The organism is Peptacetobacter hiranonis (assembly GCF_008151785.1).
GTDB classification, from domain to species: Bacteria; Bacillota; Clostridia; order Peptostreptococcales; family Peptostreptococcaceae; genus Peptacetobacter; species Peptacetobacter hiranonis.
Window position 1 is genome coordinate 249,534 of the sequence record NZ_CP036523.1, and the last position, 25,121, is coordinate 274,654.

Here is a 25,121-nt window from a genome sequence, read left to right on the forward strand (position 1 = left end):
TAGTATGGAAAGATATAATGGATTTTTTATAGAAAAACCAGTTGGAAATAATATTTTTTCCTTTGAAGAAAGGGAGAATAAGAAGATTTTTGTACCAAAGCTTATAAAAGGAGATTTGGATGATGTAAGGGAAGGTACAGAGATTGTTTTTAATGAGATAGATGAGGATACAGAGTTTAAGGCTTATGGTATAGAAAATATGGTTAGAATGGACACTGAAGATGGAAAGAGAGTGTATATTTTCGACAATCATAACCATTCGTTTTACTTCTGGATGAAGTGCCTTAAGGAAGGTCTTTTTAATAGAGGGTGTACTTTAGTGCATGTGGATCAGCACAAGGATACTAGAGTTCCGCTTAATTATGATGTAGATGTAGACGATTTAGACGATGTATTTAGATATACAAATGAAGTGCTTAATGTGGGAAGTTTTATTAAGCCTGCAATGGAGCATGAAATTTTTTCAGAGCTTATAATAATGGACAGTTCTTATAGTTTGAAGGAAGAGGTAAGAGGAGAATATGTGCTAGATATAGATTTAGATATATTCTCAAGGGATATGGATTATATACCTTTTTCTGATAGGTTTGATAGAATACAGGAGCTTATTAAAGGGGCTAATGTTATTACAATAGCTACTAGTCCGTACTTTATTGAACAAGATAAAGCTATAAAAGTATTAAAAGAACTGTTCAATTATGATATAATATAGTAGATTTGAATGAAAGTCTTTTATAAGACGAGATTATTTTAGGAGGAAATTACAATGAGTTTATATGATGCATGGAAAAACCTTAGTGAAACTCACGAAAACCAGGAAGCTGAAATAGAATTCTGGAAAGATTATTTAAACGTTGAGAGAGACATATACAGAAAAATATTAGAAGAAAAAACTGAAACTGTAGAAGGAAAAGTTGCTGATTTAGCAGCTAAATACGAAACATCTCCAGAATACTTCATGGGATTCATAGATGGAATAAGCGAAAGTTTAAAAGAAGATCTAGACCTAGATGCTATAGAAGCAGATGGGGAAGTATCTATAAAAATAGACTGGGAAAAATTATTCTACAATATGTGTGCTGTTGAAGCTGAATGGTTATATACTTTACCTGAATGGGAAGGTATACTTTCTGATGAAACAAGAAAAGAATTACATAAAAAATACAAAAAAAGCAAAACTATAGTTAAAGAACATAAAGTTGGAAGAAATGATCCATGTCCATGTGGAAGTGGTAAAAAATACAAAAAATGCTGTGGTAAAAACGCTTAGTATTTAGAAATGATATAAAAAAGCCTCGATTTAAAATCGAGGCTTTTTTATGAAAAACTTTATTATAAATATAGGATTATGGAAATGCGTATCCAAGGTTTTATTTTATAAAAGAAAGTGTCTTTAAAGTGTATTTACAAATTCATGAACTAATGGGTTGAGATTGTTCTTTTTGTAAAAAATTCCATGTATTGCTTTTGAACTAATGTTCTTAATTTCTTTTATTATGTAGTCAGATTCGTGGAAGAAGTCCATTTCTGATTGTGTGGTAAATATTATATCTCTATTTAGAAAACCAGAGAAGTGAAGAAGTTCTACATCTGTTTCTATTTTTAGTTTTTCATAAGGTATAGATACAAAGCTTCTTATGTGGTTTTCGTATGTATCTAAGATGTGCATGTTTCTATCCGCATTTAGAAGGTCTCTGGTAGATATATATTCTTTATCAGCTAGATTAGACTCTGGTGGTACTGCAAGTAGTAAAGAGTCTTCTGACAAAGGTTTAAAGTATATATCATCGTATGCGAATTCATCTGGGCAGCAGTAAGATATTATTATGTCACATTCTCCAGAATATATAGATTCAAAACAACTAGTGTTATGGCATCTTTTGAATATTAATTCTATTTCTGGGAAATTTTGTTTGAATTCTTTTAAGATAGGTACCATAGGAATTGTAGCGCTAAATCCATATAGACCTATTATTATTTTTTTGTTTATATAGTTAGAGAAATCTCTCGCTTTTTCTACAGCTTTGTCATATTTATCTAGGATTTTAACAACATCGTTATAAAAGACCTCGCCCTGTGGTGTTAGAGAGATATTTTTTTTGTCTCTTACAAAGACATCAAACCCAAGTTCAGATTCTAAACTTTTTATGCTATGACTTATAGCTGGCTGCGCAACAAGGCATTCACTAGCAGCTTTTGTGAAGCTTTTTTGTCTAGCAGCGCTTTCAAAATAATATAATTTTTCTATTTTCATTAGTTCTCACCTTTTCTATCACTTTATTACGAGATTATTTTAACATATATGAATAAAAGAATTTTATAGATAATAACTATACCCCGGTATAGTATAATCTATAGTGTTTAAATTTCAATATGTTTAAAGTTGAAAAATAAATGAATTTTATTAAATTATAAAAACAGTAAATTAAATTATAAAATAAATTTATGCTAATAAGAGGATTGATAGAAAAAATGAGCATATAAGTTTAAAGTTTTTTAGATATTTTTTGATATGATTCATATGTGAAGTTTGGTATAATCTATTTTGATATTATTTTACTATATAACGATGTTATATAGTTATTTTTATTGTTTAGTTGTTTTAGGGAGGAGTTTTGAAAAGTTATGGAGTTTAGAAAGTCTAGCATTGAAGATATACCAGAAATGATGAAGATTATAAATCAAGCGCAGGAATATTTTAAAAGTAAAGGGATAGATCAATGGCAAGATGGTTATCCTAATGAAGATAATTTAAAAGAAGATATAAGTGCTGATGAGAGTTATGTCATGTTGATAGATGGAAAAATAGTTGCTACAGCGGCGATTTCTTTTAGGGGAGAGAGTACATACGATAAGATTTATGCGGGTGAATGGCTTAGCGATAGAAAGTATGGTGTTGTTCATCGAGTTGCAATTAGTGACGCATTTAAAGGGCAGGGTTTATCTCATGAAATAATGAGTTTTTCTGAAGAAAAATGTAAAGAATATGGGTATAAAAGTATAAAAATAGATACACATGAGGATAACTTTGTTATGAGAGGATTATTAGAAAAAAACGGATTTAAATATTGTGGAGTAATTCTTCTTGAAGACGGAGCCGAAAGAGTTGCATACGAAAAGATTTTTTAGTTGGGTTTACAACAGGTAATATTTTGAATTAGTTACAATGAGTTTATATAAAATTCCAGATATTTTGATTATAAAAAAGTAAATATTTCACTTCAAAATAGCTGTGTTTTTTAGAATATCTAGAAGTTTAAAAATTTAAATGAAAAAAATTAAAAAAAGTTTAAAAAAAGTGTTGACGATAAAAATAAAAGATGATAATATAATACTTGTCCTTGAGAGAGGGCAAGAAAATAAAAAATAAAACGAAAGTTTTAAATGAACTTTGAAAACTGAACAGCAGATATATTTAGTTCGAACTATTTGTTCGAACGCCATACAAACCATGCCAGATATTTTGAGATAACATCTGAGCGGATATAACAAACTGATTTTATTTTGAGCAACGGAATTTTGAACATTAGCGAAAAAATCGTTGGCGATATAAAATTCGAAGAATTTTATTTTGAGAGTTTGATCCTGGCTCAGGATGAACGCTGGCGGCGTGCCTAACACATGCAAGTCGAGCGATTCTCTTCGGAGAAGAGCGGCGGACGGGTGAGTAACGCGTGGGTAACCTGCCCTGTACACACGGATAACATACCGAAAGGTATGCTAATACGGGATAATATATAAGAGTCGCATGACTTTTATATCAAAGATTTTTTCGGTACAGGATGGACCCGCGTCTGATTAGCTTGTTGGCGGGGTAACGGCCCACCAAGGCGACGATCAGTAGCCGACCTGAGAGGGTGATCGGCCACATTGGAACTGAGACACGGTCCAAACTCCTACGGGAGGCAGCAGTGGGGAATATTGCACAATGGGCGCAAGCCTGATGCAGCAACGCCGCGTGAGCGATGAAGGCCTTCGGGTCGTAAAGCTCTGTCCTCAAGGAAGATAATGACGGTACTTGAGGAGGAAGCCCCGGCTAACTACGTGCCAGCAGCCGCGGTAATACGTAGGGGGCTAGCGTTATCCGGATTTACTGGGCGTAAAGGGTGCGTAGGCGGTCTTTCAAGTCAGGAGTTAAAGGCTACGGCTCAACCGTAGTAAGCTCCTGATACTGTCTGACTTGAGTGCAGGAGAGGAAAGCGGAATTCCCAGTGTAGCGGTGAAATGCGTAGATATTGGGAGGAACACCAGTAGCGAAGGCGGCTTTCTGGACTGTAACTGACGCTGAGGCACGAAAGCGTGGGGAGCAAACAGGATTAGATACCCTGGTAGTCCACGCTGTAAACGATGAGTACTAGGTGTCGGAGGTTACCCCCTTCGGTGCCGCAGCTAACGCATTAAGTACTCCGCCTGGGGAGTACGCACGCAAGTGTGAAACTCAAAGGAATTGACGGGGACCCGCACAAGTAGCGGAGCATGTGGTTTAATTCGAAGCAACGCGAAGAACCTTACCTAGGCTTGACATCCTTCTGACCGAGGACTAATCTCCTCTTTCCCTCCGGGGACAGAAGTGACAGGTGGTGCATGGTTGTCGTCAGCTCGTGTCGTGAGATGTTGGGTTAAGTCCCGCAACGAGCGCAACCCTTGTCTTTAGTTGCCATCATTAAGTTGGGCACTCTAGAGAGACTGCCAGGGATAACCTGGAGGAAGGTGGGGATGACGTCAAATCATCATGCCCCTTATGCCTAGGGCTACACACGTGCTACAATGGGTGGTACAGAGGGCAGCCAAGCCGTGAGGTGGAGCAAATCCCTTAAAGCCATTCTCAGTTCGGATTGTAGGCTGAAACTCGCCTACATGAAGCTGGAGTTACTAGTAATCGCAGATCAGAATGCTGCGGTGAATGCGTTCCCGGGTCTTGTACACACCGCCCGTCACACCATGGGAGTTGGAGACACCCGAAGCCGACTATCTAACCTTTTGGGAGAAGTCGTCGAAGGTGGAATCAATAACTGGGGTGAAGTCGTAACAAGGTAGCCGTATCGGAAGGTGCGGCTGGATCACCTCCTTTCTAGGGAGAATTATCTGCTGTTCGGTTTTGAAGGTTCATTCCTTCAAAACTGTACTTTGAAAACTACATATATATTATGATATGACATCATTTATTTCCTTAATGTGATAAATAAGGACGATAACCTTATAAAAAAATATCAACTGTAACTGGTCAAGTTATTAAGGGTGCAGGGCGGATGCCTTGGCACCGGGAGCCGATGAAGGACGTGATAAGCTGCGATAAGCTATGGGGAGTTGCACGTAAACTTTGATCCATAGATTTCCGAATGAGGAAACTCACCATGAGTAATGTCATGGTATCTTCGAGTGAATACATAGCTCGTTGAGGGGAACTCGGGGAACTGAAACATCTAAGTACCCGAAGGAAGAGAAAGAAATTCGATTCCGCTAGTAGCGGCGAGCGAACGCGGAACAGCCCAAACCTAAGAAGTTCGCTTCTTAGGGGTTGCGGACATATCATCAGGAAGAGGTTATTACAGACGAAGAGTTTTGGAAAGCTCCGCCATAGAAGGTAACAGCCCTGTAGTCGAAGTGAGAAGACTTCCGATATGATCCAGAGTACCACGGGACACGTGAAACCCCGTGGGAAGCAGGAGGGACCACCCTCCAAGGCTAAATACTACCCGGTGACCGATAGCGCATAGTACCGTGAGGGAAAGGTGAAAAGAACCCCGGGAGGGGAGTGAAATAGAACCTGAAACCCTGTACTTACAAACTGTGGAAGCACATTTCTTGTGTGACCGCGTACTTTTTGTAGAACGGGCCAACGAGTTACGTTATGCAGCAAGGTTAAGTACTTCAAGTATGCAGCCGCAGCGAAAGCGAGTTTTAACTGAGCGTTTAGTTGCATGACGTAGACCCGAAACCGGGTGACCTATCCATGAGCAGGTTGAAGCGAAAGTAAAATTTCGTGGAGGACCGAACCCACGAGCGTTGAAAAGCTCGGGGATGACTTGTGGATAGCGGTGAAATTCCAATCGAACCCGGAGATAGCTGGTTCTCCCCGAAATAGCTTTAGGGCTAGCCTCAGATTCAGAGATACGGAGGTAGAGCACTGAATGTCCTAGGGGGTATTGCACCTACCGAAGACTATCAAACTCCGAATGCCGTCATCTTTTATCTGGGAGTCAGACCGTGGGTGATAAGATTCACGGTCGAGAGGGCAACAGCCCAGACCGTCGGCTAAGGTCCCCAAATGTAGGTTAAGTGGTAAAGGATGTGGGATTGCACAGACAACCAGGATGTTGGCTTAGAAGCAGCCACTCATTCAAAGAGTGCGTAATAGCTCACTGGTCGAGTGATCCTGCGCCGAAGATTTCCGGGGCTAAAACCTACTACCGAAGCCACGGCATCATTTATGATGGGTAGGGGAGCTTTCTTTACTGGGCAGAAGCATGACCGTAAGGACATGTGGACTGTAAAGAAGTGAGAATGTTGGCATGAGTAGCGAGATGTGGGTGAGAATCCCACAGGCCGTAAACCCAAGGTTTCCAGGGGAAGGTTCGTCCTCCCTGGGTTAGTCGGGACCTAAGCCGAGGCCGAAAGGCGTAGGTGATGGACAACAGGTTGAAATTCCTGTACCGCCAATAAGCGTTTGAGAAATGGGATGACACAGTAGGACAGGATGAGCGTGCTGTTGGTTATGCACGTCCAAGCACTGAGGCAGTATCCGGAGGCAAATCCACGGATATAATGCTGGGGTGTGACGGGGAGCGAAATTTAGTAGCGAAGCATCTGCATTCACACTGTCGAGAAAAGTCTCTATCGAGTTTAAAGGCGCCCGTACCGCAAACCGACACAGGTGGGTGAGGAGAGTATCCTAAGGCCAGCGAGAGAACTGTTGTTAAGGAACTCGGCAAAATGACCCCGTAACTTAGGGATAAGGGGTGCCATCGAAAGATGGCCGCAGAGAATAGGCCCAAGCGACTGTTTACCAAAAACATAGGTTTCTGCTAAGTCGCAAGACGATGTATAGGAGCTGACGCCTGCCCGGTGCTGGAAGGTTAAGGGGATCTGTTAGAGCAATCGAAGCAGTGAACTTAAGCCCCAGTAAACGGCGGCCGTAACTATAACGGTCCTAAGGTAGCGAAATTCCTTGTCGGGTAAGTTCCGACCCGCACGAAAGGCGTAACGATTTGGGCACTGTCTCAACAACAGACTCGGTGAAATTGTAATTCCGGTGAAGATGCCGGATACCTGCGACAGGACGGAAAGACCCCATGGAGCTTTACTGTAGCTTGGCATTGGGTCTTGGTACTACATGTACAGCATAGGTGGGAGGCTTTGATTCCAGGACGCCAGTTTTGGATGAGCCACCGTTGGGATACCACCCCTGTAGTACTGGGACTCTAACCAGAGGCCTTGAATCAGGTCTTGGGACACTGTCAGGCGGGCAGTTTGACTGGGGCGGTCGCCTCCCAAAAGGTAACGGAGGCGCTCAAAGGTTCTCTCAGCACGGTCGGAAATCGTGCACAGAGTGTAAAGGCATAAGAGAGCTTGATTGCAAGACATACAGGTCGAGCAAGGACGAAAGTCGGACTTAGTGATCCGGTGGTTCTGAGTGGAAGGGCCATCGCTCAACGGATAAAAGCTACCCTGGGGATAACAGGCTTATCTCCCCCAAGAGTCCACATCGACGGGGAGGTTTGGCACCTCGATGTCGGCTCATCACATCCTGGGGCTGTAGTAGGTCCCAAGGGTTGGGCTGTTCGCCCATTAAAGTGGTACGCGAGCTGGGTTCAGAACGTCGTGAGACAGTTCGGTCCCTATCCGTCGCAGGCGTAGGAAATTTGAGAGGATCTGCCCTTAGTACGAGAGGACCGGGGTGGACGTACCGCTGGTGTACCAGTTGTCTCGCCAGAGGCATGGCTGGGTAGCTATGTACGGAACGGATAAGCGCTGAAAGCATCTAAGCGCGAAGCCAGCCTTAAGATAAGATTTCCCATTCTTCGGAAGTAAGACCCCATGAAGACTACGTGGTTGATAGGTCGGAGGTGGAAGTGCAGTAATGTATGCAGCTTACCGATACTAATAGGTCGAGGACTTGACCAAGAAAATATTTGGTGATTTGATTAATATGTATGTAGTTTTCAGAGTATAGTGCTCAATATGCGGGTGTAGCTCAATGGTAGAGTTCTGGCCTTCCAAGCCAGCTGTGAGGGTTCGATCCCCTTCACCCGCTCCAATAATGTGGTTATTATAGAAGAGAGGATACACCTGTTCCCATTCCGAACACAGAAGTTAAGCTCTCTATCGCTGATGGTACTTGGGGCGAAGGCCTCTGGGAGAGTAGGACGTAGCCACGTTAAATGGCCCGTTGGTCAAGCGGTTAAGACACCACCCTTTCACGGTGGTAACAGGAGTTCGATTCTCCTACGGGTCACCAATTAAATATGCGGGTGTAGCTCAATGGTAGAGTTCTGGCCTTCCAAGCCAGCTGTGAGGGTTCGATCCCCTTCACCCGCTCCAAAATGGGGTTATAGCTCAGCTGGGAGAGCATCTGCCTTACAAGCAGGGGGTCACAGGTTCGAGCCCTGTTAACCCCACCATATAAAGTGGCTCGGTAGTTCAGTTGGTTAGAATGCCAGCCTGTCACGCTGGAGGTCGTGGGTTCGAACCCCATCCGAGTCGCCACTTTATAAAAATAAATATTAAGAATGTGGGAATATGGCTCAGTTGGTAGAGCAAATGACTGTTAATCATTGGGTCACAGGTTCGAGTCCTGTTATTCCCGCCAATATGCTGGTGTGGCTCAATTGGTAGAGCAGCTGACTTGTAATCAGCAGGTTGTAGGTTCGAGTCCTATCACCAGCTCCAAATTTAATGTGGGTGCATAGCTCAGCTGGATAGAGCAACGCCCTTCTAAGGCGTGTGTCGAAGGTTCGAATCCTTCTGCGCTCATTTTTTATTATGGTCTATTAGCTCAGTCGGTAGAGCACTTGACTTTTAATCAAGGTGTCCCGCGTTCGAATCGCGGATAGATCATTTTTTACAATCTGGAGAGGTGTCCGAGTGGTTTAAGGAGCTGGTCTTGAAAACCAGTGATGCTTAACGGCACCGTGGGTTCGAATCCCACCCTCTCCGCCATATTAGGAGAAGTACTCAAGAGGCTATAAGAGGAGCCCCTGCTAAGGGTTTAGGCTGGGTAACACCGGTGCGAGGGTTCGAATCCCTCCTTCTCCGCCAGAATTAGATCGAGGTGTAGCGCAGTTTGGTAGCGCACGTGGTTTGGGACCATGGGGCCGGGGGTTCGAGTCCCTTCACCTCGACCAATTTATGGACCATTAGCTCAGTTGGTTAGAGCGCCCGGCTCATAACCGGTAGGTCTGGGGTTCGAGTCCCTGATGGTCCATCTTTTTTTATTTAAAAATATAGGGGTATAGCTCAGTTGGTAGAGCGTCGGTCTCCAAAACCGTGCGCCGGGGGTTCGAGTCCCTCTACCCCTGCCAATCAACAAAATCGAGGTGTAGCGCAGTTTGGTAGCGCACGTGGTTTGGGACCATGGGGCCGGGGGTTCGAGTCCCTTCACCTCGACCATTTATGGGCCTATAGCTCAGGTGGTTAGAGCGCACGCCTGATAAGCGTGAGGTCGCTGGTTCGAGTCCAGCTAGGCCCACTTATTTCATGCCTAGATAGCTCAGTCGGTAGAGCAGGGGACTGAAAATCCCCGTGTCGGTGGTTCGATTCCGCCTCTGGGCACCATAGAACATGGCGGTATAGCTTAGTTGGCTAGAGCGTTCGGTTCATACCCGAAAGGTCACAGGTTCGACTCCTGTTACCGCTACTGAGCTATATTAATAGTTGATTATGAACTTTGAAAACTGAACAGCAGATATATTTAGTTCGAACAAATAGTTCGAACGCCATACAAACCATGCCAGATATTTTGAGATAACATCTGAGCGGATATAACAAACTGATTTTATTTTGAGCAACGGAATTTTGAGCATTAGCGAAAAATTCGTTGGCGATATAAAATTCGAAGAATTTTATTTTGAGAGTTTGATCCTGGCTCAGGATGAACGCTGGCGGCGTGCCTAACACATGCAAGTCGAGCGATTCTCTTCGGAGAAGAGCGGCGGACGGGTGAGTAACGCGTGGGTAACCTGCCCTGTACACACGGATAACATACCGAAAGGTATGCTAATACGGGATAATATATAAGAGTCGCATGACTTTTATATCAAAGATTTTTCGGTACAGGATGGACCCGCGTCTGATTAGCTTGTTGGCGGGGTAACGGCCCACCAAGGCGACGATCAGTAGCCGACCTGAGAGGGTGATCGGCCACATTGGAACTGAGACACGGTCCAAACTCCTACGGGAGGCAGCAGTGGGGAATATTGCACAATGGGCGCAAGCCTGATGCAGCAACGCCGCGTGAGCGATGAAGGCCTTCGGGTCGTAAAGCTCTGTCCTCAAGGAAGATAATGACGGTACTTGAGGAGGAAGCCCCGGCTAACTACGTGCCAGCAGCCGCGGTAATACGTAGGGGGCTAGCGTTATCCGGATTTACTGGGCGTAAAGGGTGCGTAGGCGGTCTTTCAAGTCAGGAGTTAAAGGCTACGGCTCAACCGTAGTAAGCTCCTGATACTGTCTGACTTGAGTGCAGGAGAGGAAAGCGGAATTCCCAGTGTAGCGGTGAAATGCGTAGATATTGGGAGGAACACCAGTAGCGAAGGCGGCTTTCTGGACTGTAACTGACGCTGAGGCACGAAAGCGTGGGGAGCAAACAGGATTAGATACCCTGGTAGTCCACGCTGTAAACGATGAGTACTAGGTGTCGGAGGTTACCCCCTTCGGTGCCGCAGCTAACGCATTAAGTACTCCGCCTGGGGAGTACGCACGCAAGTGTGAAACTCAAAGGAATTGACGGGGACCCGCACAAGTAGCGGAGCATGTGGTTTAATTCGAAGCAACGCGAAGAACCTTACCTAGGCTTGACATCCTTCTGACCGAGGACTAATCTCCTCTTTCCCTCCGGGGACAGAAGTGACAGGTGGTGCATGGTTGTCGTCAGCTCGTGTCGTGAGATGTTGGGTTAAGTCCCGCAACGAGCGCAACCCTTGTCTTTAGTTGCCATCATTAAGTTGGGCACTCTAGAGAGACTGCCAGGGATAACCTGGAGGAAGGTGGGGATGACGTCAAATCATCATGCCCCTTATGCCTAGGGCTACACACGTGCTACAATGGGTGGTACAGAGGGCAGCCAAGCCGTGAGGTGGAGCAAATCCCTTAAAGCCATTCTCAGTTCGGATTGTAGGCTGAAACTCGCCTACATGAAGCTGGAGTTACTAGTAATCGCAGATCAGAATGCTGCGGTGAATGCGTTCCCGGGTCTTGTACACACCGCCCGTCACACCATGGGAGTTGGAGACACCCGAAGCCGACTATCTAACCTTTTGGGAGAAGTCGTCGAAGGTGGAATCAATAACTGGGGTGAAGTCGTAACAAGGTAGCCGTATCGGAAGGTGCGGCTGGATCACCTCCTTTCTAGGGAGAATTATCTGCTGTTCGGTTTTGAAGGTTCATTCCTTCAAAACTGTACTTTGAAAACTACATATATATTATGATATGACATCATTTATTTCCTTAATGTGATAAATAAGGACGATAACCTTATAAAAAAATATCAACTGTAACTGGTCAAGTTATTAAGGGTGCAGGGCGGATGCCTTGGCACCGGGAGCCGATGAAGGACGTGATAAGCTGCGATAAGCTATGGGGAGTTGCACGTAAACTTTGATCCATAGATTTCCGAATGAGGAAACTCACCATGAGTAATGTCATGGTATCTTCGAGTGAATACATAGCTCGTTGAGGGGAACTCGGGGAACTGAAACATCTAAGTACCCGAAGGAAGAGAAAGAAATTCGATTCCGCTAGTAGCGGCGAGCGAACGCGGAACAGCCCAAACCTAAGAAGTTCGCTTCTTAGGGGTTGCGGACATATCATCAGGAAGAGGTTATTACAGACGAAGAGTTTTGGAAAGCTCCGCCATAGAAGGTAACAGCCCTGTAGTCGAAGTGAGAAGACTTCCGATATGATCCAGAGTACCACGGGACACGTGAAACCCCGTGGGAAGCAGGAGGGACCACCCTCCAAGGCTAAATACTACCCGGTGACCGATAGCGCATAGTACCGTGAGGGAAAGGTGAAAAGAACCCCGGGAGGGGAGTGAAATAGAACCTGAAACCCTGTACTTACAAACTGTGGAAGCACATTTCTTGTGTGACCGCGTACTTTTTGTAGAACGGGCCAACGAGTTACGTTATGCAGCAAGGTTAAGTACTTCAAGTATGCAGCCGCAGCGAAAGCGAGTTTTAACTGAGCGTTTAGTTGCATGACGTAGACCCGAAACCGGGTGACCTATCCATGAGCAGGTTGAAGCGAAAGTAAAATTTCGTGGAGGACCGAACCCACGAGCGTTGAAAAGCTCGGGGATGACTTGTGGATAGCGGTGAAATTCCAATCGAACCCGGAGATAGCTGGTTCTCCCCGAAATAGCTTTAGGGCTAGCCTCAGATTCAGAGATACGGAGGTAGAGCACTGAATGTCCTAGGGGGTATTGCACCTACCGAAGACTATCAAACTCCGAATGCCGTCATCTTTTATCTGGGAGTCAGACCGTGGGTGATAAGATTCACGGTCGAGAGGGCAACAGCCCAGACCGTCGGCTAAGGTCCCCAAATGTAGGTTAAGTGGTAAAGGATGTGGGATTGCACAGACAACCAGGATGTTGGCTTAGAAGCAGCCACTCATTCAAAGAGTGCGTAATAGCTCACTGGTCGAGTGATCCTGCGCCGAAGATTTCCGGGGCTAAAACCTACTACCGAAGCCACGGCATCATTTATGATGGGTAGGGGAGCTTTCTTTACTGGGCAGAAGCATGACCGTAAGGACATGTGGACTGTAAAGAAGTGAGAATGTTGGCATGAGTAGCGAGATGTGGGTGAGAATCCCACAGGCCGTAAACCCAAGGTTTCCAGGGGAAGGTTCGTCCTCCCTGGGTTAGTCGGGACCTAAGCCGAGGCCGAAAGGCGTAGGTGATGGACAACAGGTTGAAATTCCTGTACCGCCAATAAGCGTTTGAGAAATGGGATGACACAGTAGGACAGGATGAGCGTGCTGTTGGTTATGCACGTCCAAGCACTGAGGCAGTATCCGGAGGCAAATCCACGGATATAATGCTGGGGTGTGACGGGGAGCGAAATTTAGTAGCGAAGCATCTGCATTCACACTGTCGAGAAAAGTCTCTATCGAGTTTAAAGGCGCCCGTACCGCAAACCGACACAGGTGGGTGAGGAGAGTATCCTAAGGCCAGCGAGAGAACTGTTGTTAAGGAACTCGGCAAAATGACCCCGTAACTTAGGGATAAGGGGTGCCATCGAAAGATGGCCGCAGAGAATAGGCCCAAGCGACTGTTTACCAAAAACATAGGTTTCTGCTAAGTCGCAAGACGATGTATAGGAGCTGACGCCTGCCCGGTGCTGGAAGGTTAAGGGGATCTGTTAGAGCAATCGAAGCAGTGAACTTAAGCCCCAGTAAACGGCGGCCGTAACTATAACGGTCCTAAGGTAGCGAAATTCCTTGTCGGGTAAGTTCCGACCCGCACGAAAGGCGTAACGATTTGGGCACTGTCTCAACAACAGACTCGGTGAAATTGTAATTCCGGTGAAGATGCCGGATACCTGCGACAGGACGGAAAGACCCCATGGAGCTTTACTGTAGCTTGGCATTGGGTCTTGGTACTACATGTACAGCATAGGTGGGAGGCTTTGATTCCAGGACGCCAGTTTTGGATGAGCCACCGTTGGGATACCACCCCTGTAGTACTGGGACTCTAACCAGAGGCCTTGAATCAGGTCTTGGGACACTGTCAGGCGGGCAGTTTGACTGGGGCGGTCGCCTCCCAAAAGGTAACGGAGGCGCTCAAAGGTTCTCTCAGCACGGTCGGAAATCGTGCACAGAGTGTAAAGGCATAAGAGAGCTTGATTGCAAGACATACAGGTCGAGCAAGGACGAAAGTCGGACTTAGTGATCCGGTGGTTCTGAGTGGAAGGGCCATCGCTCAACGGATAAAAGCTACCCTGGGGATAACAGGCTTATCTCCCCCAAGAGTCCACATCGACGGGGAGGTTTGGCACCTCGATGTCGGCTCATCACATCCTGGGGCTGTAGTAGGTCCCAAGGGTTGGGCTGTTCGCCCATTAAAGTGGTACGCGAGCTGGGTTCAGAACGTCGTGAGACAGTTCGGTCCCTATCCGTCGCAGGCGTAGGAAATTTGAGAGGATCTGCCCTTAGTACGAGAGGACCGGGGTGGACGTACCGCTGGTGTACCAGTTGTCTCGCCAGAGGCATGGCTGGGTAGCTATGTACGGAACGGATAAGCGCTGAAAGCATCTAAGCGCGAAGCCAGCCTTAAGATAAGATTTCCCATTCTTCGGAAGTAAGACCCCATGAAGACTACGTGGTTGATAGGTCGGAGGTGGAAGTGCAGTAATGTATGCAGCTTACCGATACTAATAGGTCGAGGACTTGACCAAGAAAATATTTGGTGATTTGATTAATATGTATGTAGTTTTCAGAGTATAGTGCTCAATATGCGGGTGTAGCTCAATGGTAGAGTTCTGGCCTTCCAAGCCAGCTGTGAGGGTTCGATCCCCTTCACCCGCTCCAAAAATGTGGTTATTATAGAAGAGAGGATACACCTGTTCCCATTCCGAACACAGAAGTTAAGCTCTCTATCGCTGATGGTACTTGGGGCGAAGGCCCCTGGGAGAGTAGGACGTAGCCACGTTAAATGGCCCGTTGGTCAAGCGGTTAAGACACCACCCTTTCACGGTGGTAACAGGAGTTCGATTCTCCTACGGGTCACCAATTAAATATGCGGGTGTAGCTCAATGGTAGAGTTCTGGCCTTCCAAGCCAGCTGTGAGGGTTCGATCCCCTTCACCCGCTCCAAAATGGGGTTATAGCTCAGCTGGGAGAGCATCTGCCTTACAAGCAGGGGGTCACAGGTTCGAGCCCTGTTAACCCCACCATATAAAGTGGCTCGGTAGTTCAGTTGGTTAGAATGCCAGCCTGTCACGCTGGAGGTCGTGGGTTCGAACCCCATCCGAGTCGCCACTTTATTATGCGGGAATAGTTCAGCGGTAGAGCGCGACCTTGCCAAGGTCGAAGTCGCGAGTTCGAATCTCGTTTCCCGCTCCAACTTAATATGGGTGCATAGCTCAGCTGGATAGAGCAACGCCCTTCTAAGGCGTGTGTCGAAGGTTCGAATCCTTCTGCGCTCATTTAAAAGATTCTGTTTTTTAACAGAATCTTTTTTTTATATTTTTATTAAAGTAAAATGTAGTAAAAAATAAATTTTAGAGTTAGATAATAAAAGTTTAGAAAAATATAAAAATAAATTTGAAATTAATAAAGAAATTGATAAGTTCTTTATGATATAAATAATTTGTGTATTTTAATTCTTATATATAGTATAATATTTAATGTGATAAAATGATACTAAGGTGAAGGGATTAATAATATTTTTAATATAAATAAAAATATAAGGAGGAAAAGAAGTGTTAGATTTTGGTTCTTTTGTTGGTGAATTTTTAGATATGATATACCAAATGGGTATTAACGATATACTTGATATAGCAATAGTAACATATTTATTTTACAAAATATTTATGTTTATAAAAGATACAAGAGCAGAACAGGTTTTAAAAGGTCTTTTGATATTACTTGTTGCAACCGGAGCAAGTAAAATATTCAAATTACACACAATTTATTGGTTGTTAGTAAAATCTTTAGAGGTTGGTTTTATTCTTCCGTTTATAATATTCCAACCAGAATTAAGAGCAGGGTTGGAACATATAGGAAGAACAAAATTAAAAATATTCCAGAAGCAATCAGGAGTATCTGAAGAAAAATTTAATCATGTAATAGATGAAATAGTAGAGGCTCTATATTCATTAGCAAGACAAAAGATAGGAGCTTTAATTGTTATGGAAAGAGAAACTAAACTAAATGATATAATAAATACAGGAACTATACTTGATTCAGAAATATCAAGACAGTTATTAGTAAATATATTTATTCCCAATACTCCCCTACATGATGGTGCTGTTGTTGTAAGAGAGTCTAAAATAAAGGCAGCTGCTTGTTTCTTACCATTAACACAGAGTAAAGATCTTAGCAAAGATTTAGGTACTAGACATAGAGCTGGGGTAGGCGTTAGTGAGGTTTCTGACTGTCTTACACTTATAGTTTCAGAAGAAACAGGTGGAGTTTCTATAGCAAAATCAGGTAAATTATATAGAGATATTACTAAAGAAAGAATGAAGAGTATATTATCTCATAATCTTCAGGCTAAAAAAGAAGAAAAAAGCTCTTTTATAGGAGGATTATTTAAATGATGAGACTAAAAAATAATACAAAAGTGAAGTTAATTGCGCTCTTTAGTGCAATAGCATTGTGGATGTATGTAATAGCAATAGTAGATCCAGAGGATACGAAATTAATAGAAGATATACCGGTAACAGTCAGTAATCTAGATGAATTAGAGGAGAAGGATCTTGTAATATATCCAGATGAATCTTTATTATCTAGTATGAATATAAGTGGAAAATTATCAAATGTAAAAAACATAGATAAAGATGATATAAAGGTTTATGGGGAAATAGATAACCCTATAGAAGGTAAAAATGAAGTTTATCTTAGAGCTAATATGTCAGAAAGGGTAAGTCATGAATTTACTCAGAGTACTATAATTGTAAATTTAGAAAAGAAGATAAATAAAAACTTAAAAATAAATATAAATGTAAGTGATGAAGATAAAGAAAATATAGATTCTATAACACCAGAGAATGATTATGCAACAATTTCTGGTCCAAGAACACAGATGAATAAAGTAAAAAATGTTGTAGGAAAAATTGATTCATTAAAAGATAATACTCAAAAGGAGTTAACTAAGAAAGTTAGATTAATTGCATTAGACGAAAATGGAAAAGAGGTAAAAGGAGTAGAAATTGAAAATCCGTATGTTTACCTAAAAATAAAAATGCTTGATTCTAAAGAGGTTCCTATAAAAGTCGTATTTAATACAGAAGAAGATTTAATTACATATAAATTAAGTGAAGAATCGGTTACAATAACAGGAAAAGTAGACACTTTAAAAAATATCCAATATGTAGAAACAGAAACTATAAATATAGAGGATTTAAAAAACAAAAAAACTATAGAGGTAAATCTAGTTATGCCAAATGATGTAAAATGCGAAAAAAATAAAATCAGAGTTAGTTTAGATAGATAAAACGTTTTCGCAAAACTTACAAAAATATTTACGTTAAAAGTGATATACAATTAAATAAAAAAGATGCAAATATATTGAATTGTGTGACAAAAGAATTAATTGATATTTGTATAACGAAAAATAAGTATTAAAATTAAATTGATTATATTACAAAATATACTTAGACATAATAAAATTAACTTCAATAAAATAAATACAAATACGATTATTCTGAAAATAAAAATAATAAAAATGCATTAAAATTAATAAAATAAAGAGATAATCATAAAAAATATAATAATAGGACTATAAAAAATTTAAGTTGCAATTAAATATAAATTTATTTTTGTTAAATTTATATTTTTATTGCAACTTATTTATTTTAGAGATATTATAAATATATAATGTATTTTTAATGACATATTCTTTGAGAAAATAAAATAACGCATATCTGGAAAACGATTTATTTTGTTTTAATAATAGAGTATAATATAATTATGATATACAAATAAAAAATACTACTACGAGGTGGAGTTTATGAGAAACTTTGAAGAAGTTATAAAATTTGCAAAAGAAAGAGGACCTAAAACTATATCAGTTGCTTGCTGTCAGGATAAAGAAGTTTTACTTGCAGTTGAAATGGCAAGAAAAGAAGGAATAGCAAACGCTATATTAGTTGGGGACATAGCTAAAACAGAACCTATAGCAAAAGAATTAGGAATAGACTTAGCTAACTATGAATTAATAAATATAGAAGATTTAGTAGAAGCTTCAAGAAAAGCTGTTGAACTTGTTTCGTCAGGAAAAGCTGATATGGTAATGAAAGGAATAGTTGATACATCAATAGTTCTTAAAGCAGTACTAGACAAAGAAATAGGTCTAAGAACTGGTAAAGTATTAAGCCATGTTGCAGTATTTGATGTTAATGGATTTGACAGACTATTCTTCATAACTGATGCAGCTATGAACTTAGCTCCAGATGTTGCAGCTAAAAAACAGATAATAGAAAATGCTGTTGATGTTGCACACGCATTAGATATAGAAGTACCAAATGTTGCATGCTTATGTGCAAAAGAAAAAGTAAATCCAAAAATGAAAGATACAGTTGAAGCAGCAGAACTTCAGGAAATGTGTGAAAAAGGTGAAATAACTGGTTGTGTAGTAGGTGGACCATTTGCACTAGATAACGCAGTTTCAGAAGAAGCAGCAGCTCATAAAGGTGTTAACCATCCAGGTGCTGGAAAAGCTGACATACTATTAGTTCCAGACATAGAAGCTGGTAACGTTCTTTACAAATCAATGGTATTCTTTGCACAGGCTAAAAATGCAGGTGTAATAGTTGGAGCAAAAGCACCAGTAATACTTACTTCAAGAGCAGATACAGAAGAAACTAAATTAAACTCTATAGCACTTGGAGTTCTTATGGCAGCTAAAACTGCAAAATAATTTAACTTTGATTAACTCTAAAATATAAAATTATTTTAGATTATATAAAAAGCTACAAAATAGCTTGAAATTTATATTTTTTAATTAATTTATTAGACAATAGGTTTTTAAATTTTACAGGAGGTAAAAACTACATGAGTAAAGTAAATAGAATATTAACTATTAACCCAGGTTCAACATCTACAAAAATAGCTGTTTTCGATGATGAATCACTAGTATTTGAAAAAACACTTAGACACTCTTCAGAAGAAATCGGAAAATACGACAAAATAGCAGATCAGTTCGAATTCCGTAAAGGTGTTATAGAAGACGCTTTAGCTGAAGGTGGAGTGAAAACATCTGAATTAGACGCTGTTGTAGGTAGAGGAGGTCTTTTAAAACCTATAAAAGGTGGAACTTATGCAGTTAATGCTGACATGGTAGAAGACTTAAGAGTTGGTGTTTCAGGAGAACACGCTTCTAACCTTGGTGGAATAATAGCTAAACAGATAGGTGATGAAGTAGGAGTACCTTCTTTCATAGTAGACCCTGTTGTTGTTGATGAATTACAGGATGTAGCTAGAATATCAGGAATGGCTGATATAGAAAGAACAAGTATATTCCACGCTTTAAATCAGAAAGCAATAGCAAGAAGATATGCTAAAGAAGTTGGAAAATCATACGAAGACGTTAACCTAATAGTAGCTCATATGGGTGGAGGAATATCTGTAGGAGCTCACGAAAAAGGAAGAGTTATAGATGTTGCTAATGCATTAGATGGTGAAGGACCATTCTCTCCAGAAAGATCTGGTGGACTACCAGTAGGAAGCCTAATAAAAATGTGCTTCAGTGGAGAATATACATTAGACGATATGAAGAAAAAAATAAAAGGTAGTGCAGGACTTGTTTCTTATCTAAACACTAATGATGCAAGAGAAGTTGAAGAAATGATAGAAGCAGGAAATGAAAAAGCTAAACTTGTATATGACGCAATGGCATATCAGGTAGCTAAAGAAATAGGTGCATGTGCAGCTGTATTAAAAGGTAACGTAGATGCTGTATTATTAACAGGTGGTATAGCTTATTCAAAATCATTCACTAAAGAAATATCAGAAAGAGTTGGCTTCATAGCAGAAGTTAAAGTTTATCCAGGAGAAGACGAAATGATAGCTCTAGCTCAGGGTGGACTAAGAGTTCTTAATGGAGAAGAAGAGGCTTTAGTATATGGTAAATAAAGATAAAAGAATAAGAATAATAACTGGCCACTATGGTAGTGGTAAAAGTGAAGTTGCCGTTAACTATGTCGTACAGCTAAGAAAAGAAACAGAAGATAAAGTAGCACTTGCCGATCTTGACGTAGTAAATGTTTACTTCAGATCAAGAGAAAGAAAAGAAGAAATGAAAGCTATGGGTATACACCCTATAGATAGTTCAGTAGATGCACCAAGTTTAGACTTACCTGCTGTATCTGCTGAAGTTACAACTCCAATGAATGATAAATCTTATCAGTATGTTATAGATTTAGGTGGAGATAAAGTAGGAGCTAGGGTAATAGCAAGATTCCGTGGCTCAATACCTGACGACGAATATGATTTATTCTTCGTTGTCAATGCTAACAGAGAAAGAACTCAGACTGCTGAAGAAGTTATGGAATATATAGATGAAATTGAAGCAGCATCTCAGTTGAAAGTAACTGGACTTATAAACAATACTCATATGCTGAAAGCTACAACAGTAGAAGATGTATTAAAAGGACAGGAAGTTTCAAGAGAAGTTTCTAAAGCGAGAAACATACCTATAAAATATGTGGCTTGTTTAAGAGAGGTTGCAAACCAGCTTCCAGAAGGATTGGAAGGAGAAATACTTCCAATAGATCTATATATGAGAGACGACTGGATGATGTAGTTTGGTTTCAAATAAAATGATAGTTTAAGGAGGCTTAAGCAAATGGCTAAAGGAAGAGTATCTTTTGATCAAAAGTACTGTAAAGGTTGTGGATTGTGTGTAGAAGTATGTCCAATGAAAATAATATCACTAGACACTGAAACAACAAATGAAAAGGGATATAACCCTGCTAGAGTAGTAGAAATGGAAAAATGTATAGGTTGTGCTAGCTGTGCAATGATGTGCCCAGACGTAGTTATAACTGTAGAAAGAGACTAATTATTTAATAAATAATCATAGGGGGGAATTTTAATGGCTAAGATACTTATGAAAGGTAACGAAGCGTTTGGTAAAGCAGCTATAGAAGCTGGATGTAAATATTTCTTCGGTTACCCAATAACTCCACAGAGTGAATTACCAGAATATTTATCAAGAGAATTACCAAAAGTAGGTGGAGCATTCGTTCAGTCTGAATCTGAAGTTGCTGCTATAAATATGGTTTACGGTGCAGGAGGATCAGGAGTAAGAGTTATGACTTCTTCATCTTCTCCAGGTGTTGCACTTAAACAGGAAGGTATAACATATGCAGTTGGTGCAGAAGTACCATGCGTTATACTAAACGTAATGAGAGGTGGTCCAGGACTAGGAAGTATACAGCCATCTCAGGCAGATTACTACATGACAACTAGAGGTGGAGGAAATGGTGACTACAGAACTCCAGTATTCGCTCCAGCTACAGTTCAGGAAGCAGTTGATATGATACAGGAAGCATTTGATGTTGCAGATTACTACAGAACACCAGTAATGGTTATGGCTGATGGTATGATAGGACAGATGATGGAACCAGTAGAATTTAAAGCTCCAGAAAGAAAAAGAGAATTACCTCCAAAAGACTGGGCTACAACTGGTACTAAAGGACAGAGAAAACCAAATGTTATAAACTCTTTATACTTATCACCAGAAGTTCTAGAAGAACACTGCTGGCACTTAAATGAAAAATTCAAAGCTATGGAAGCTAATGAAGTTCAGTATGAAATGTACAATACAGATGACGCTGAATTAGTATTCGTTGCTTACGGAACTACTTCAAGAGTTGTTAAAAATGCAGTAGATGATTTAAGAGCAGAAGGATTAAAAGTTGGTTTAATAAGACCTAAAGTTTTATGGCCATTCCCAAATGAAGCATTTACAAAAATACCAAATGCTAAAGATTTATTCGTTGTAGAAATGTCTATGGGACAGATGATAGAAGACGTTAAACTTGCATGTGAATGTAAATTACCAGTTCACTTCCATGGTAGACCAGGTGGTATGGTTCCACTACCAAAAGATTTAACAAGACTTGCAAAAGAAATACTTTCAGGAGGTGCTAAATAATGGCTGTTGTATTTGAAAGAACTAAAGGACTTCAGGAAGTCCAGACTCACTACTGTCCAGGATGTACTCATGGTATAATCCACAGATTAGTAGCTGAAGTTTTAGAAGAATTAGGTGTTTTAGGCGACGCTATAGGCGTTGTTCCAGTTGGATGTTCAGTTTTAGCATATAACTACTTCAACTGTGATACACAGGAAGCTGCTCACGGTAGAGCTCCAGCTTGTGCAACAGGAATAAAAAGATGCCAGCCTGATAAAGTAGTATTCACATATCAGGGAGATGGTGACTTAGCATCTATAGGTGCTGCAGAAATAGTACACGCTGCAAACAGAGGAGAAAAAATAACTACTATATTCGTAAATAATGCTATATATGGTATGACTGGTGGACAGATGGCTCCTACAACATTAGTTGGACAGAAAGCTACAACTTGCCAGGATGGTAGAAATCCAGAAGTAAATGGATTCTCTTTAAGAATAGCTGAAATGTTAGCTACTATAAAAGGTGCTGTATTCGTAGAAAGAGTAACAGTTGATACTCCAGCACACGTAAGAGCAGCTAAAAAAGCTATAAAGAAAGCTTTCCAGGTTCAGTTAGCTGGAAAAGGATTCTCTATAGTTGAAGTATTATCTACTTGCCCAACAAACTGGGGTAAAACTCCATCAGACGCTTTACAGTGGTTAAGAGATAACATGATACCATACTATCCTTTAGGAAACTTAAAAGACGTAGATCTTGATGAACAGGAGGTGAAGTAAATGTCTACAGCTAGAGTAATATGTGCAGGCTTCGGAGGCCAGGGTGTTATGTCTATGGGACAGTTACTAACTTATGCAGGAATGCTAGAAAATAAAGAAGTTGCTTGGTTACCATCATATGGACCAGAAATGCGTGGAGGTACTGCTAACTGTGCAGTAACAGTATCTGATCATGAAGTAGGTTCTCCATTAATAACTGATGATGCTACAGCAGCAGTTTTAATGAATTTACCAGCATTCCACAAATTCCAGAACGACGTTATACCTGGAGGAAAAATATTAGTAAACTCTTCTTTAATAAAAGAAAAAGTTGCTAGAGATGATGTAGATGTTTATTATATACCTGCAAACGAATTAGCAGTTGAATTAGGTAACCCTAAAGTTGCTAACATGATAATGTTAGGTGCTTACTTAGGTGTATCTGGAACTGTTTCAGTTGATTCTGTTCTTGAAGCTTTCAAAAAAGTTTTCGGAGAAAGAAAAGCTAAATTCATACCACTAAATAGAGCAGCATTAGAAAAAGGTATAGAAGCTACACAGAAATAGATTTTTGTTTAGGTAAAACTAAATTATCATATATAGAAAGTTATCGATTATTCGATAACTTTCTTTTTTTGTACAAAAAACTATCAAAGACCTTATTAATATCTATTTATATTAATAATAAAAATATTTCTATTGAGTTTTTTATTGATAAGTAATAAAATAGTCTTATGTAAAAAGATAACGTTTATAAATAAAAGAATAATAATAAATGTATAATGAAAAGTATAAACTATTTAATTAAATTTTGAGAGAATTTAAAAAAAGAAAAATAAATACAAAAATAGTAAAAAAGATTAACTAGCAAATAATGGAAAAATGAGAATGTTGTAAACAAAAGAGGGATATAATTTATACCGGGAAAGGGAGAAGATTATGAGAAAATATTTTGGAACTGATGGAGTAAGAGGAGTAGCAAATACGGAGCTTGATTGTAACCTTGCTTACAAATTAGGTAGAGCTGGTGGATACGTACTTGCAAAAGGAGATCACAGAGTAAAAGTTGTAGTAGGTAAAGATACTAGAATATCTGGAGATATGCTAGAAGCAGCTTTAATATCAGGGCTTATGTCAGTAGGTTGTGATGTTATAACAGTTGGTGTAATACCTACACCTGCAGTTGCATACTTAACAAGAAAATACAATGCAGACTGTGGTGTTGTAATATCTGCTTCACATAACCCAGTTGAATTCAATGGAATAAAATTCTTCAATAAAGATGGATTTAAATTAGATGACAATATAGAACTTGAAATAGAAAAATATATAGACGATATAGATGCAGTTGATTCAAATCCAACAGGAACAGAAGTTGGTAAAAGAATACATAGACATGAAGCTCAGAATGAGTATGTAGACTTCTTAATAGAATCTGCAGGAGTTGACTTAACTGGTAAAAAAATAGTTCTAGATTGTGCAAATGGTGCAGCTTCAAAAGTAGCTCCAGAAGCATATAGAAGACTTGGAGCTGAGGTAATAGCTATAGCTGCAGAACCAGATGGAACAAACATAAATGATAAATGCGGATCAACTCACCCAGAAAATTTACAGAAAGTTGTTGTTGAAGAAGGTGCAGATTATGGTCTTGCATACGATGGGGATGCAGATAGATTAATAGCTGTAGATGAAAAAGGTAATATAGTTGATGGCGATAGAATAATGATACTAAGCGCTATAAACTTAAAGAAAAAAGGAAAACTTGCTAAAAATACTCTTGTTGTTACTGTAATGACTAATATAGGTCTAAAAATAGCAGCAAAAGAAAATGACATAGACCTTGCTATAACAAAAGTAGGGGATAGATACGTAATGGAAGAAATGCTAAAAGAAGGATATGTTCTTGGTGGAGAACAGTCTGGACATTTAATATTCCTAGACAACAATACAACTGGGGACGGTACATTAAGTTCACTAGTATTATCAGGAATAATAGCAGAAGAAGGAAAAACTCTTTCTGAATTAGCATCTGTTATGGAACAGTATCCTCAGGTACTTATAAATGCAAAGGTTAAAAATGAAAATAAAAATAGATACATGGAATTCCCAGAGGTTAAAGCTGAAATAGAAAGAATAGAAAAACTTCTTGATGGAGAAGGAAGAGTTCTTATAAGACCATCAGGAACAGAACCTCTTGTGAGAGTAATGTTAGAGGGTAAAGAAGTAGAACAGATAAAGGAATTAGCAACTAATCTTGCGGAACTTATAAAAGAAAGACTTGCTTAGTTGTAAAATTACGGAGACGGAAACGATATGTTTCCGTTTCTGTTTTTAGCGCCA

At 40.4% G+C, this 25,121-nt stretch carries 14 protein-coding genes, 25 tRNA genes and 6 rRNA genes; 44 read left to right on the plus strand and 1 reads right to left on the minus strand.

What is annotated here, in order from left to right; translation table 11 throughout:
- Positions 1-4 precede the first annotated feature (4 nt).
- Positions 5-712 (plus strand): peptide arginase family protein, encoded by a 708-nt coding sequence (locus KGNDJEFE_RS01460; protein WP_006441053.1) that lies wholly within the window; start codon positions 5-7, stop codon positions 710-712.
- 54 nt (positions 713-766) lie between these two features.
- Complete coding sequence (locus tag KGNDJEFE_RS01465) at positions 767-1,270, plus strand: SEC-C metal-binding domain-containing protein (protein WP_006441054.1); 504 nt, start codon at positions 767-769, stop codon at positions 1,268-1,270.
- 123 nt (positions 1,271-1,393) lie between these two features.
- Here the strand turns inward: KGNDJEFE_RS01465 and KGNDJEFE_RS01470 are convergent, their stop codons facing one another.
- The gene (locus tag KGNDJEFE_RS01470; protein WP_006441055.1) at positions 1,394-2,254 is read right to left on the minus strand and encodes a LysR family transcriptional regulator; all 861 of its coding nucleotides are present in this window, start codon (positions 2,252-2,254) and stop codon (positions 1,394-1,396) included.
- A 371-nt stretch (positions 2,255-2,625) separates the two neighbouring features.
- On the opposite strand from KGNDJEFE_RS01470, the gene KGNDJEFE_RS01475 reads away from it, so the two are divergent.
- The 42 genes from KGNDJEFE_RS01475 (at position 2,626) to glmM (ending at position 25,067) form a co-directional block, all read left to right on the plus strand.
- Positions 2,626-3,129 carry a GNAT family N-acetyltransferase gene (locus KGNDJEFE_RS01475; protein WP_006441056.1) on the plus strand — a complete coding sequence of 168 codons (504 nt, stop codon included), beginning with the start codon at positions 2,626-2,628 and terminating at the stop codon, positions 3,127-3,129.
- Positions 3,130-3,567: 438 nt separating this feature from the next.
- Positions 3,568-5,071, plus strand: a 16S ribosomal RNA gene (locus KGNDJEFE_RS01480).
- Between the two features lie 151 nt (positions 5,072-5,222).
- Positions 5,223-8,124, plus strand: a 23S ribosomal RNA gene (locus KGNDJEFE_RS01485).
- A gap of 59 nt (positions 8,125-8,183) precedes the next feature.
- A tRNA-Gly gene (locus KGNDJEFE_RS01490) sits at positions 8,184-8,257 on the plus strand.
- Positions 8,258-8,261: 4 nt separating this feature from the next.
- Positions 8,262-8,378, plus strand: a 5S ribosomal RNA gene (gene rrf, locus KGNDJEFE_RS01495).
- A 5-nt stretch (positions 8,379-8,383) separates the two neighbouring features.
- Positions 8,384-8,458: transfer RNA gene (locus KGNDJEFE_RS01500), tRNA-Glu, on the plus strand.
- 9 nt (positions 8,459-8,467) lie between these two features.
- Positions 8,468-8,541, plus strand: a tRNA-Gly gene (locus tag KGNDJEFE_RS01505).
- 4 nt (positions 8,542-8,545) lie between these two features.
- Positions 8,546-8,621: transfer RNA gene (locus tag KGNDJEFE_RS01510), tRNA-Val, on the plus strand.
- 8 nt (positions 8,622-8,629) lie between these two features.
- A tRNA-Asp gene (locus KGNDJEFE_RS01515) sits at positions 8,630-8,706 on the plus strand.
- Between the two features lie 27 nt (positions 8,707-8,733).
- Positions 8,734-8,809, plus strand: a tRNA-Asn gene (locus KGNDJEFE_RS01520).
- Positions 8,810-8,813: 4 nt separating this feature from the next.
- A tRNA-Thr gene (locus KGNDJEFE_RS01525) sits at positions 8,814-8,889 on the plus strand.
- Between the two features lie 10 nt (positions 8,890-8,899).
- Positions 8,900-8,973, plus strand: a tRNA-Arg gene (locus KGNDJEFE_RS01530).
- An 11-nt stretch (positions 8,974-8,984) separates the two neighbouring features.
- Positions 8,985-9,057, plus strand: a tRNA-Lys gene (locus tag KGNDJEFE_RS01535).
- Between the two features lie 13 nt (positions 9,058-9,070).
- A tRNA-Ser gene (locus tag KGNDJEFE_RS01540) sits at positions 9,071-9,159 on the plus strand.
- A 5-nt stretch (positions 9,160-9,164) separates the two neighbouring features.
- Positions 9,165-9,258: transfer RNA gene (locus tag KGNDJEFE_RS01545), tRNA-Ser, on the plus strand.
- Positions 9,259-9,267: 9 nt separating this feature from the next.
- Positions 9,268-9,344, plus strand: a tRNA-Pro gene (locus tag KGNDJEFE_RS01550).
- 6 nt (positions 9,345-9,350) lie between these two features.
- Positions 9,351-9,424 (plus strand) — tRNA-Ile (locus tag KGNDJEFE_RS01555).
- Positions 9,425-9,445: 21 nt separating this feature from the next.
- Positions 9,446-9,521: transfer RNA gene (locus KGNDJEFE_RS01560), tRNA-Trp, on the plus strand.
- An 11-nt stretch (positions 9,522-9,532) separates the two neighbouring features.
- Positions 9,533-9,609: transfer RNA gene (locus KGNDJEFE_RS01565), tRNA-Pro, on the plus strand.
- 5 nt (positions 9,610-9,614) lie between these two features.
- Positions 9,615-9,688, plus strand: a tRNA-Ile gene (locus KGNDJEFE_RS01570).
- A gap of 10 nt (positions 9,689-9,698) precedes the next feature.
- Positions 9,699-9,774: transfer RNA gene (locus tag KGNDJEFE_RS01575), tRNA-Phe, on the plus strand.
- Between the two features lie 8 nt (positions 9,775-9,782).
- Positions 9,783-9,856 (plus strand) — tRNA-Met (locus KGNDJEFE_RS01580).
- A gap of 206 nt (positions 9,857-10,062) precedes the next feature.
- Positions 10,063-11,565: ribosomal RNA gene (locus tag KGNDJEFE_RS01585) — 16S ribosomal RNA — on the plus strand.
- A 151-nt stretch (positions 11,566-11,716) separates the two neighbouring features.
- A 23S ribosomal RNA gene (locus KGNDJEFE_RS01590) occupies positions 11,717-14,618 on the plus strand.
- A gap of 59 nt (positions 14,619-14,677) precedes the next feature.
- Positions 14,678-14,751: transfer RNA gene (locus KGNDJEFE_RS01595), tRNA-Gly, on the plus strand.
- Between the two features lie 4 nt (positions 14,752-14,755).
- Positions 14,756-14,872: ribosomal RNA gene (rrf, locus tag KGNDJEFE_RS01600) — 5S ribosomal RNA — on the plus strand.
- The 16S, 23S and 5S rRNA genes sit together here with 25 tRNA genes alongside, the layout of an rRNA operon.
- Before the next feature lie 5 nt (positions 14,873-14,877).
- Positions 14,878-14,952 (plus strand) — tRNA-Glu (locus KGNDJEFE_RS01605).
- A gap of 9 nt (positions 14,953-14,961) precedes the next feature.
- Positions 14,962-15,035, plus strand: a tRNA-Gly gene (locus KGNDJEFE_RS01610).
- Between the two features lie 4 nt (positions 15,036-15,039).
- Positions 15,040-15,115 (plus strand) — tRNA-Val (locus tag KGNDJEFE_RS01615).
- 8 nt (positions 15,116-15,123) lie between these two features.
- Positions 15,124-15,200, plus strand: a tRNA-Asp gene (locus KGNDJEFE_RS01620).
- Between the two features lie 9 nt (positions 15,201-15,209).
- Positions 15,210-15,284, plus strand: a tRNA-Gly gene (locus KGNDJEFE_RS01625).
- 9 nt (positions 15,285-15,293) lie between these two features.
- Positions 15,294-15,367, plus strand: a tRNA-Arg gene (locus KGNDJEFE_RS01630).
- Positions 15,368-15,643: 276 nt separating this feature from the next.
- On the plus strand, positions 15,644-16,483 hold the full coding sequence (gene cdaA, locus KGNDJEFE_RS01635; protein WP_006438921.1) for a diadenylate cyclase CdaA: 840 nt from the start codon (positions 15,644-15,646) through the stop codon (positions 16,481-16,483).
- Complete coding sequence (locus KGNDJEFE_RS01640; RefSeq protein ID WP_006438922.1) at positions 16,480-17,379, plus strand: CdaR family protein; 900 nt, start codon at positions 16,480-16,482, stop codon at positions 17,377-17,379. Before cdaA ends, KGNDJEFE_RS01640 begins: the two co-directional genes overlap by 4 nt.
- 516 nt (positions 17,380-17,895) lie before the next feature.
- Complete coding sequence (ptb, locus tag KGNDJEFE_RS01645; protein WP_006438923.1) at positions 17,896-18,804, plus strand: phosphate butyryltransferase; 909 nt, start codon at positions 17,896-17,898, stop codon at positions 18,802-18,804.
- A gap of 134 nt (positions 18,805-18,938) precedes the next feature.
- The gene (gene buk / locus KGNDJEFE_RS01650; protein ID WP_006438924.1) at positions 18,939-20,018 is read left to right on the plus strand and encodes a butyrate kinase; all 1,080 of its coding nucleotides are present in this window, start codon (positions 18,939-18,941) and stop codon (positions 20,016-20,018) included.
- On the plus strand, positions 20,008-20,688 hold the full coding sequence (locus KGNDJEFE_RS01655; RefSeq protein WP_006438925.1) for a hypothetical protein: 681 nt from the start codon (positions 20,008-20,010) through the stop codon (positions 20,686-20,688). The genes buk and KGNDJEFE_RS01655 overlap by 11 nt, the downstream gene beginning before the upstream one ends.
- Positions 20,689-20,730: 42 nt before the next feature.
- Positions 20,731-20,946, plus strand: coding sequence for a 4Fe-4S binding protein (locus KGNDJEFE_RS01660; RefSeq protein ID WP_006438926.1), 216 nt, complete (start codon positions 20,731-20,733; stop codon positions 20,944-20,946).
- 33 nt (positions 20,947-20,979) lie between these two features.
- Positions 20,980-22,044, plus strand: a complete 1,065-nt coding sequence (locus tag KGNDJEFE_RS01665; protein ID WP_006438927.1) for a 3-methyl-2-oxobutanoate dehydrogenase subunit VorB — start codon at positions 20,980-20,982, stop codon at positions 22,042-22,044.
- A complete protein-coding gene (locus KGNDJEFE_RS01670) occupies positions 22,044-22,802 on the plus strand; it encodes a thiamine pyrophosphate-dependent enzyme (protein ID WP_006438928.1) in 759 nt (252 codons plus the stop codon). The genes KGNDJEFE_RS01665 and KGNDJEFE_RS01670 overlap by 1 nt, the downstream gene beginning before the upstream one ends.
- Entirely contained in the window at positions 22,803-23,348 is a 546-nt protein-coding gene (locus KGNDJEFE_RS01675) for a 2-oxoacid:ferredoxin oxidoreductase subunit gamma family protein (protein ID WP_006438929.1), read from the plus strand.
- Between the two features lie 372 nt (positions 23,349-23,720).
- Positions 23,721-25,067, plus strand: a complete 1,347-nt coding sequence (gene glmM, locus KGNDJEFE_RS01680; RefSeq protein ID WP_006438930.1) for a phosphoglucosamine mutase — start codon at positions 23,721-23,723, stop codon at positions 25,065-25,067.
- Positions 25,068-25,121: the final 54 nt, after the last annotated feature.

Bases quoted from the DNA above. Each gene is read 5' to 3' on its own strand.
- KGNDJEFE_RS01470 (WP_006441055.1), bottom strand. From the start codon at position 2,254: ATGAAAATAGAAAAATTATATTATTTTGAAAGCGCTGCTAGACAAAAA.
- buk (WP_006438924.1), top strand. From the start codon at position 18,939: ATGAGTAAAGTAAATAGAATATTAACTATTAACCCAGGTTCAACATCT.
- KGNDJEFE_RS01660 (WP_006438926.1), top strand. From the start codon at position 20,731: ATGGCTAAAGGAAGAGTATCTTTTGATCAAAAGTACTGTAAAGGTTGT.
- KGNDJEFE_RS01460 (WP_006441053.1), top strand. From the start codon at position 5: ATGGAAAGATATAATGGATTTTTTATAGAAAAACCAGTTGGAAATAAT.
- KGNDJEFE_RS01475 (WP_006441056.1), top strand. From the start codon at position 2,626: ATGGAGTTTAGAAAGTCTAGCATTGAAGATATACCAGAAATGATGAAG.
- KGNDJEFE_RS01670 (WP_006438928.1), top strand. From the start codon at position 22,044: ATGGCTGTTGTATTTGAAAGAACTAAAGGACTTCAGGAAGTCCAGACT.
- KGNDJEFE_RS01640 (WP_006438922.1), top strand. From the start codon at position 16,480: ATGATGAGACTAAAAAATAATACAAAAGTGAAGTTAATTGCGCTCTTT.
- KGNDJEFE_RS01665 (WP_006438927.1), top strand. From the start codon at position 20,980: ATGGCTAAGATACTTATGAAAGGTAACGAAGCGTTTGGTAAAGCAGCT.
- ptb (WP_006438923.1), top strand. From the start codon at position 17,896: ATGAGAAACTTTGAAGAAGTTATAAAATTTGCAAAAGAAAGAGGACCT.
- KGNDJEFE_RS01465 (WP_006441054.1), top strand. From the start codon at position 767: ATGAGTTTATATGATGCATGGAAAAACCTTAGTGAAACTCACGAAAAC.
- glmM (WP_006438930.1), top strand. From the start codon at position 23,721: ATGAGAAAATATTTTGGAACTGATGGAGTAAGAGGAGTAGCAAATACG.
- KGNDJEFE_RS01655 (WP_006438925.1), top strand. From the start codon at position 20,008: ATGGTAAATAAAGATAAAAGAATAAGAATAATAACTGGCCACTATGGT.
- KGNDJEFE_RS01675 (WP_006438929.1), top strand. From the start codon at position 22,803: ATGTCTACAGCTAGAGTAATATGTGCAGGCTTCGGAGGCCAGGGTGTT.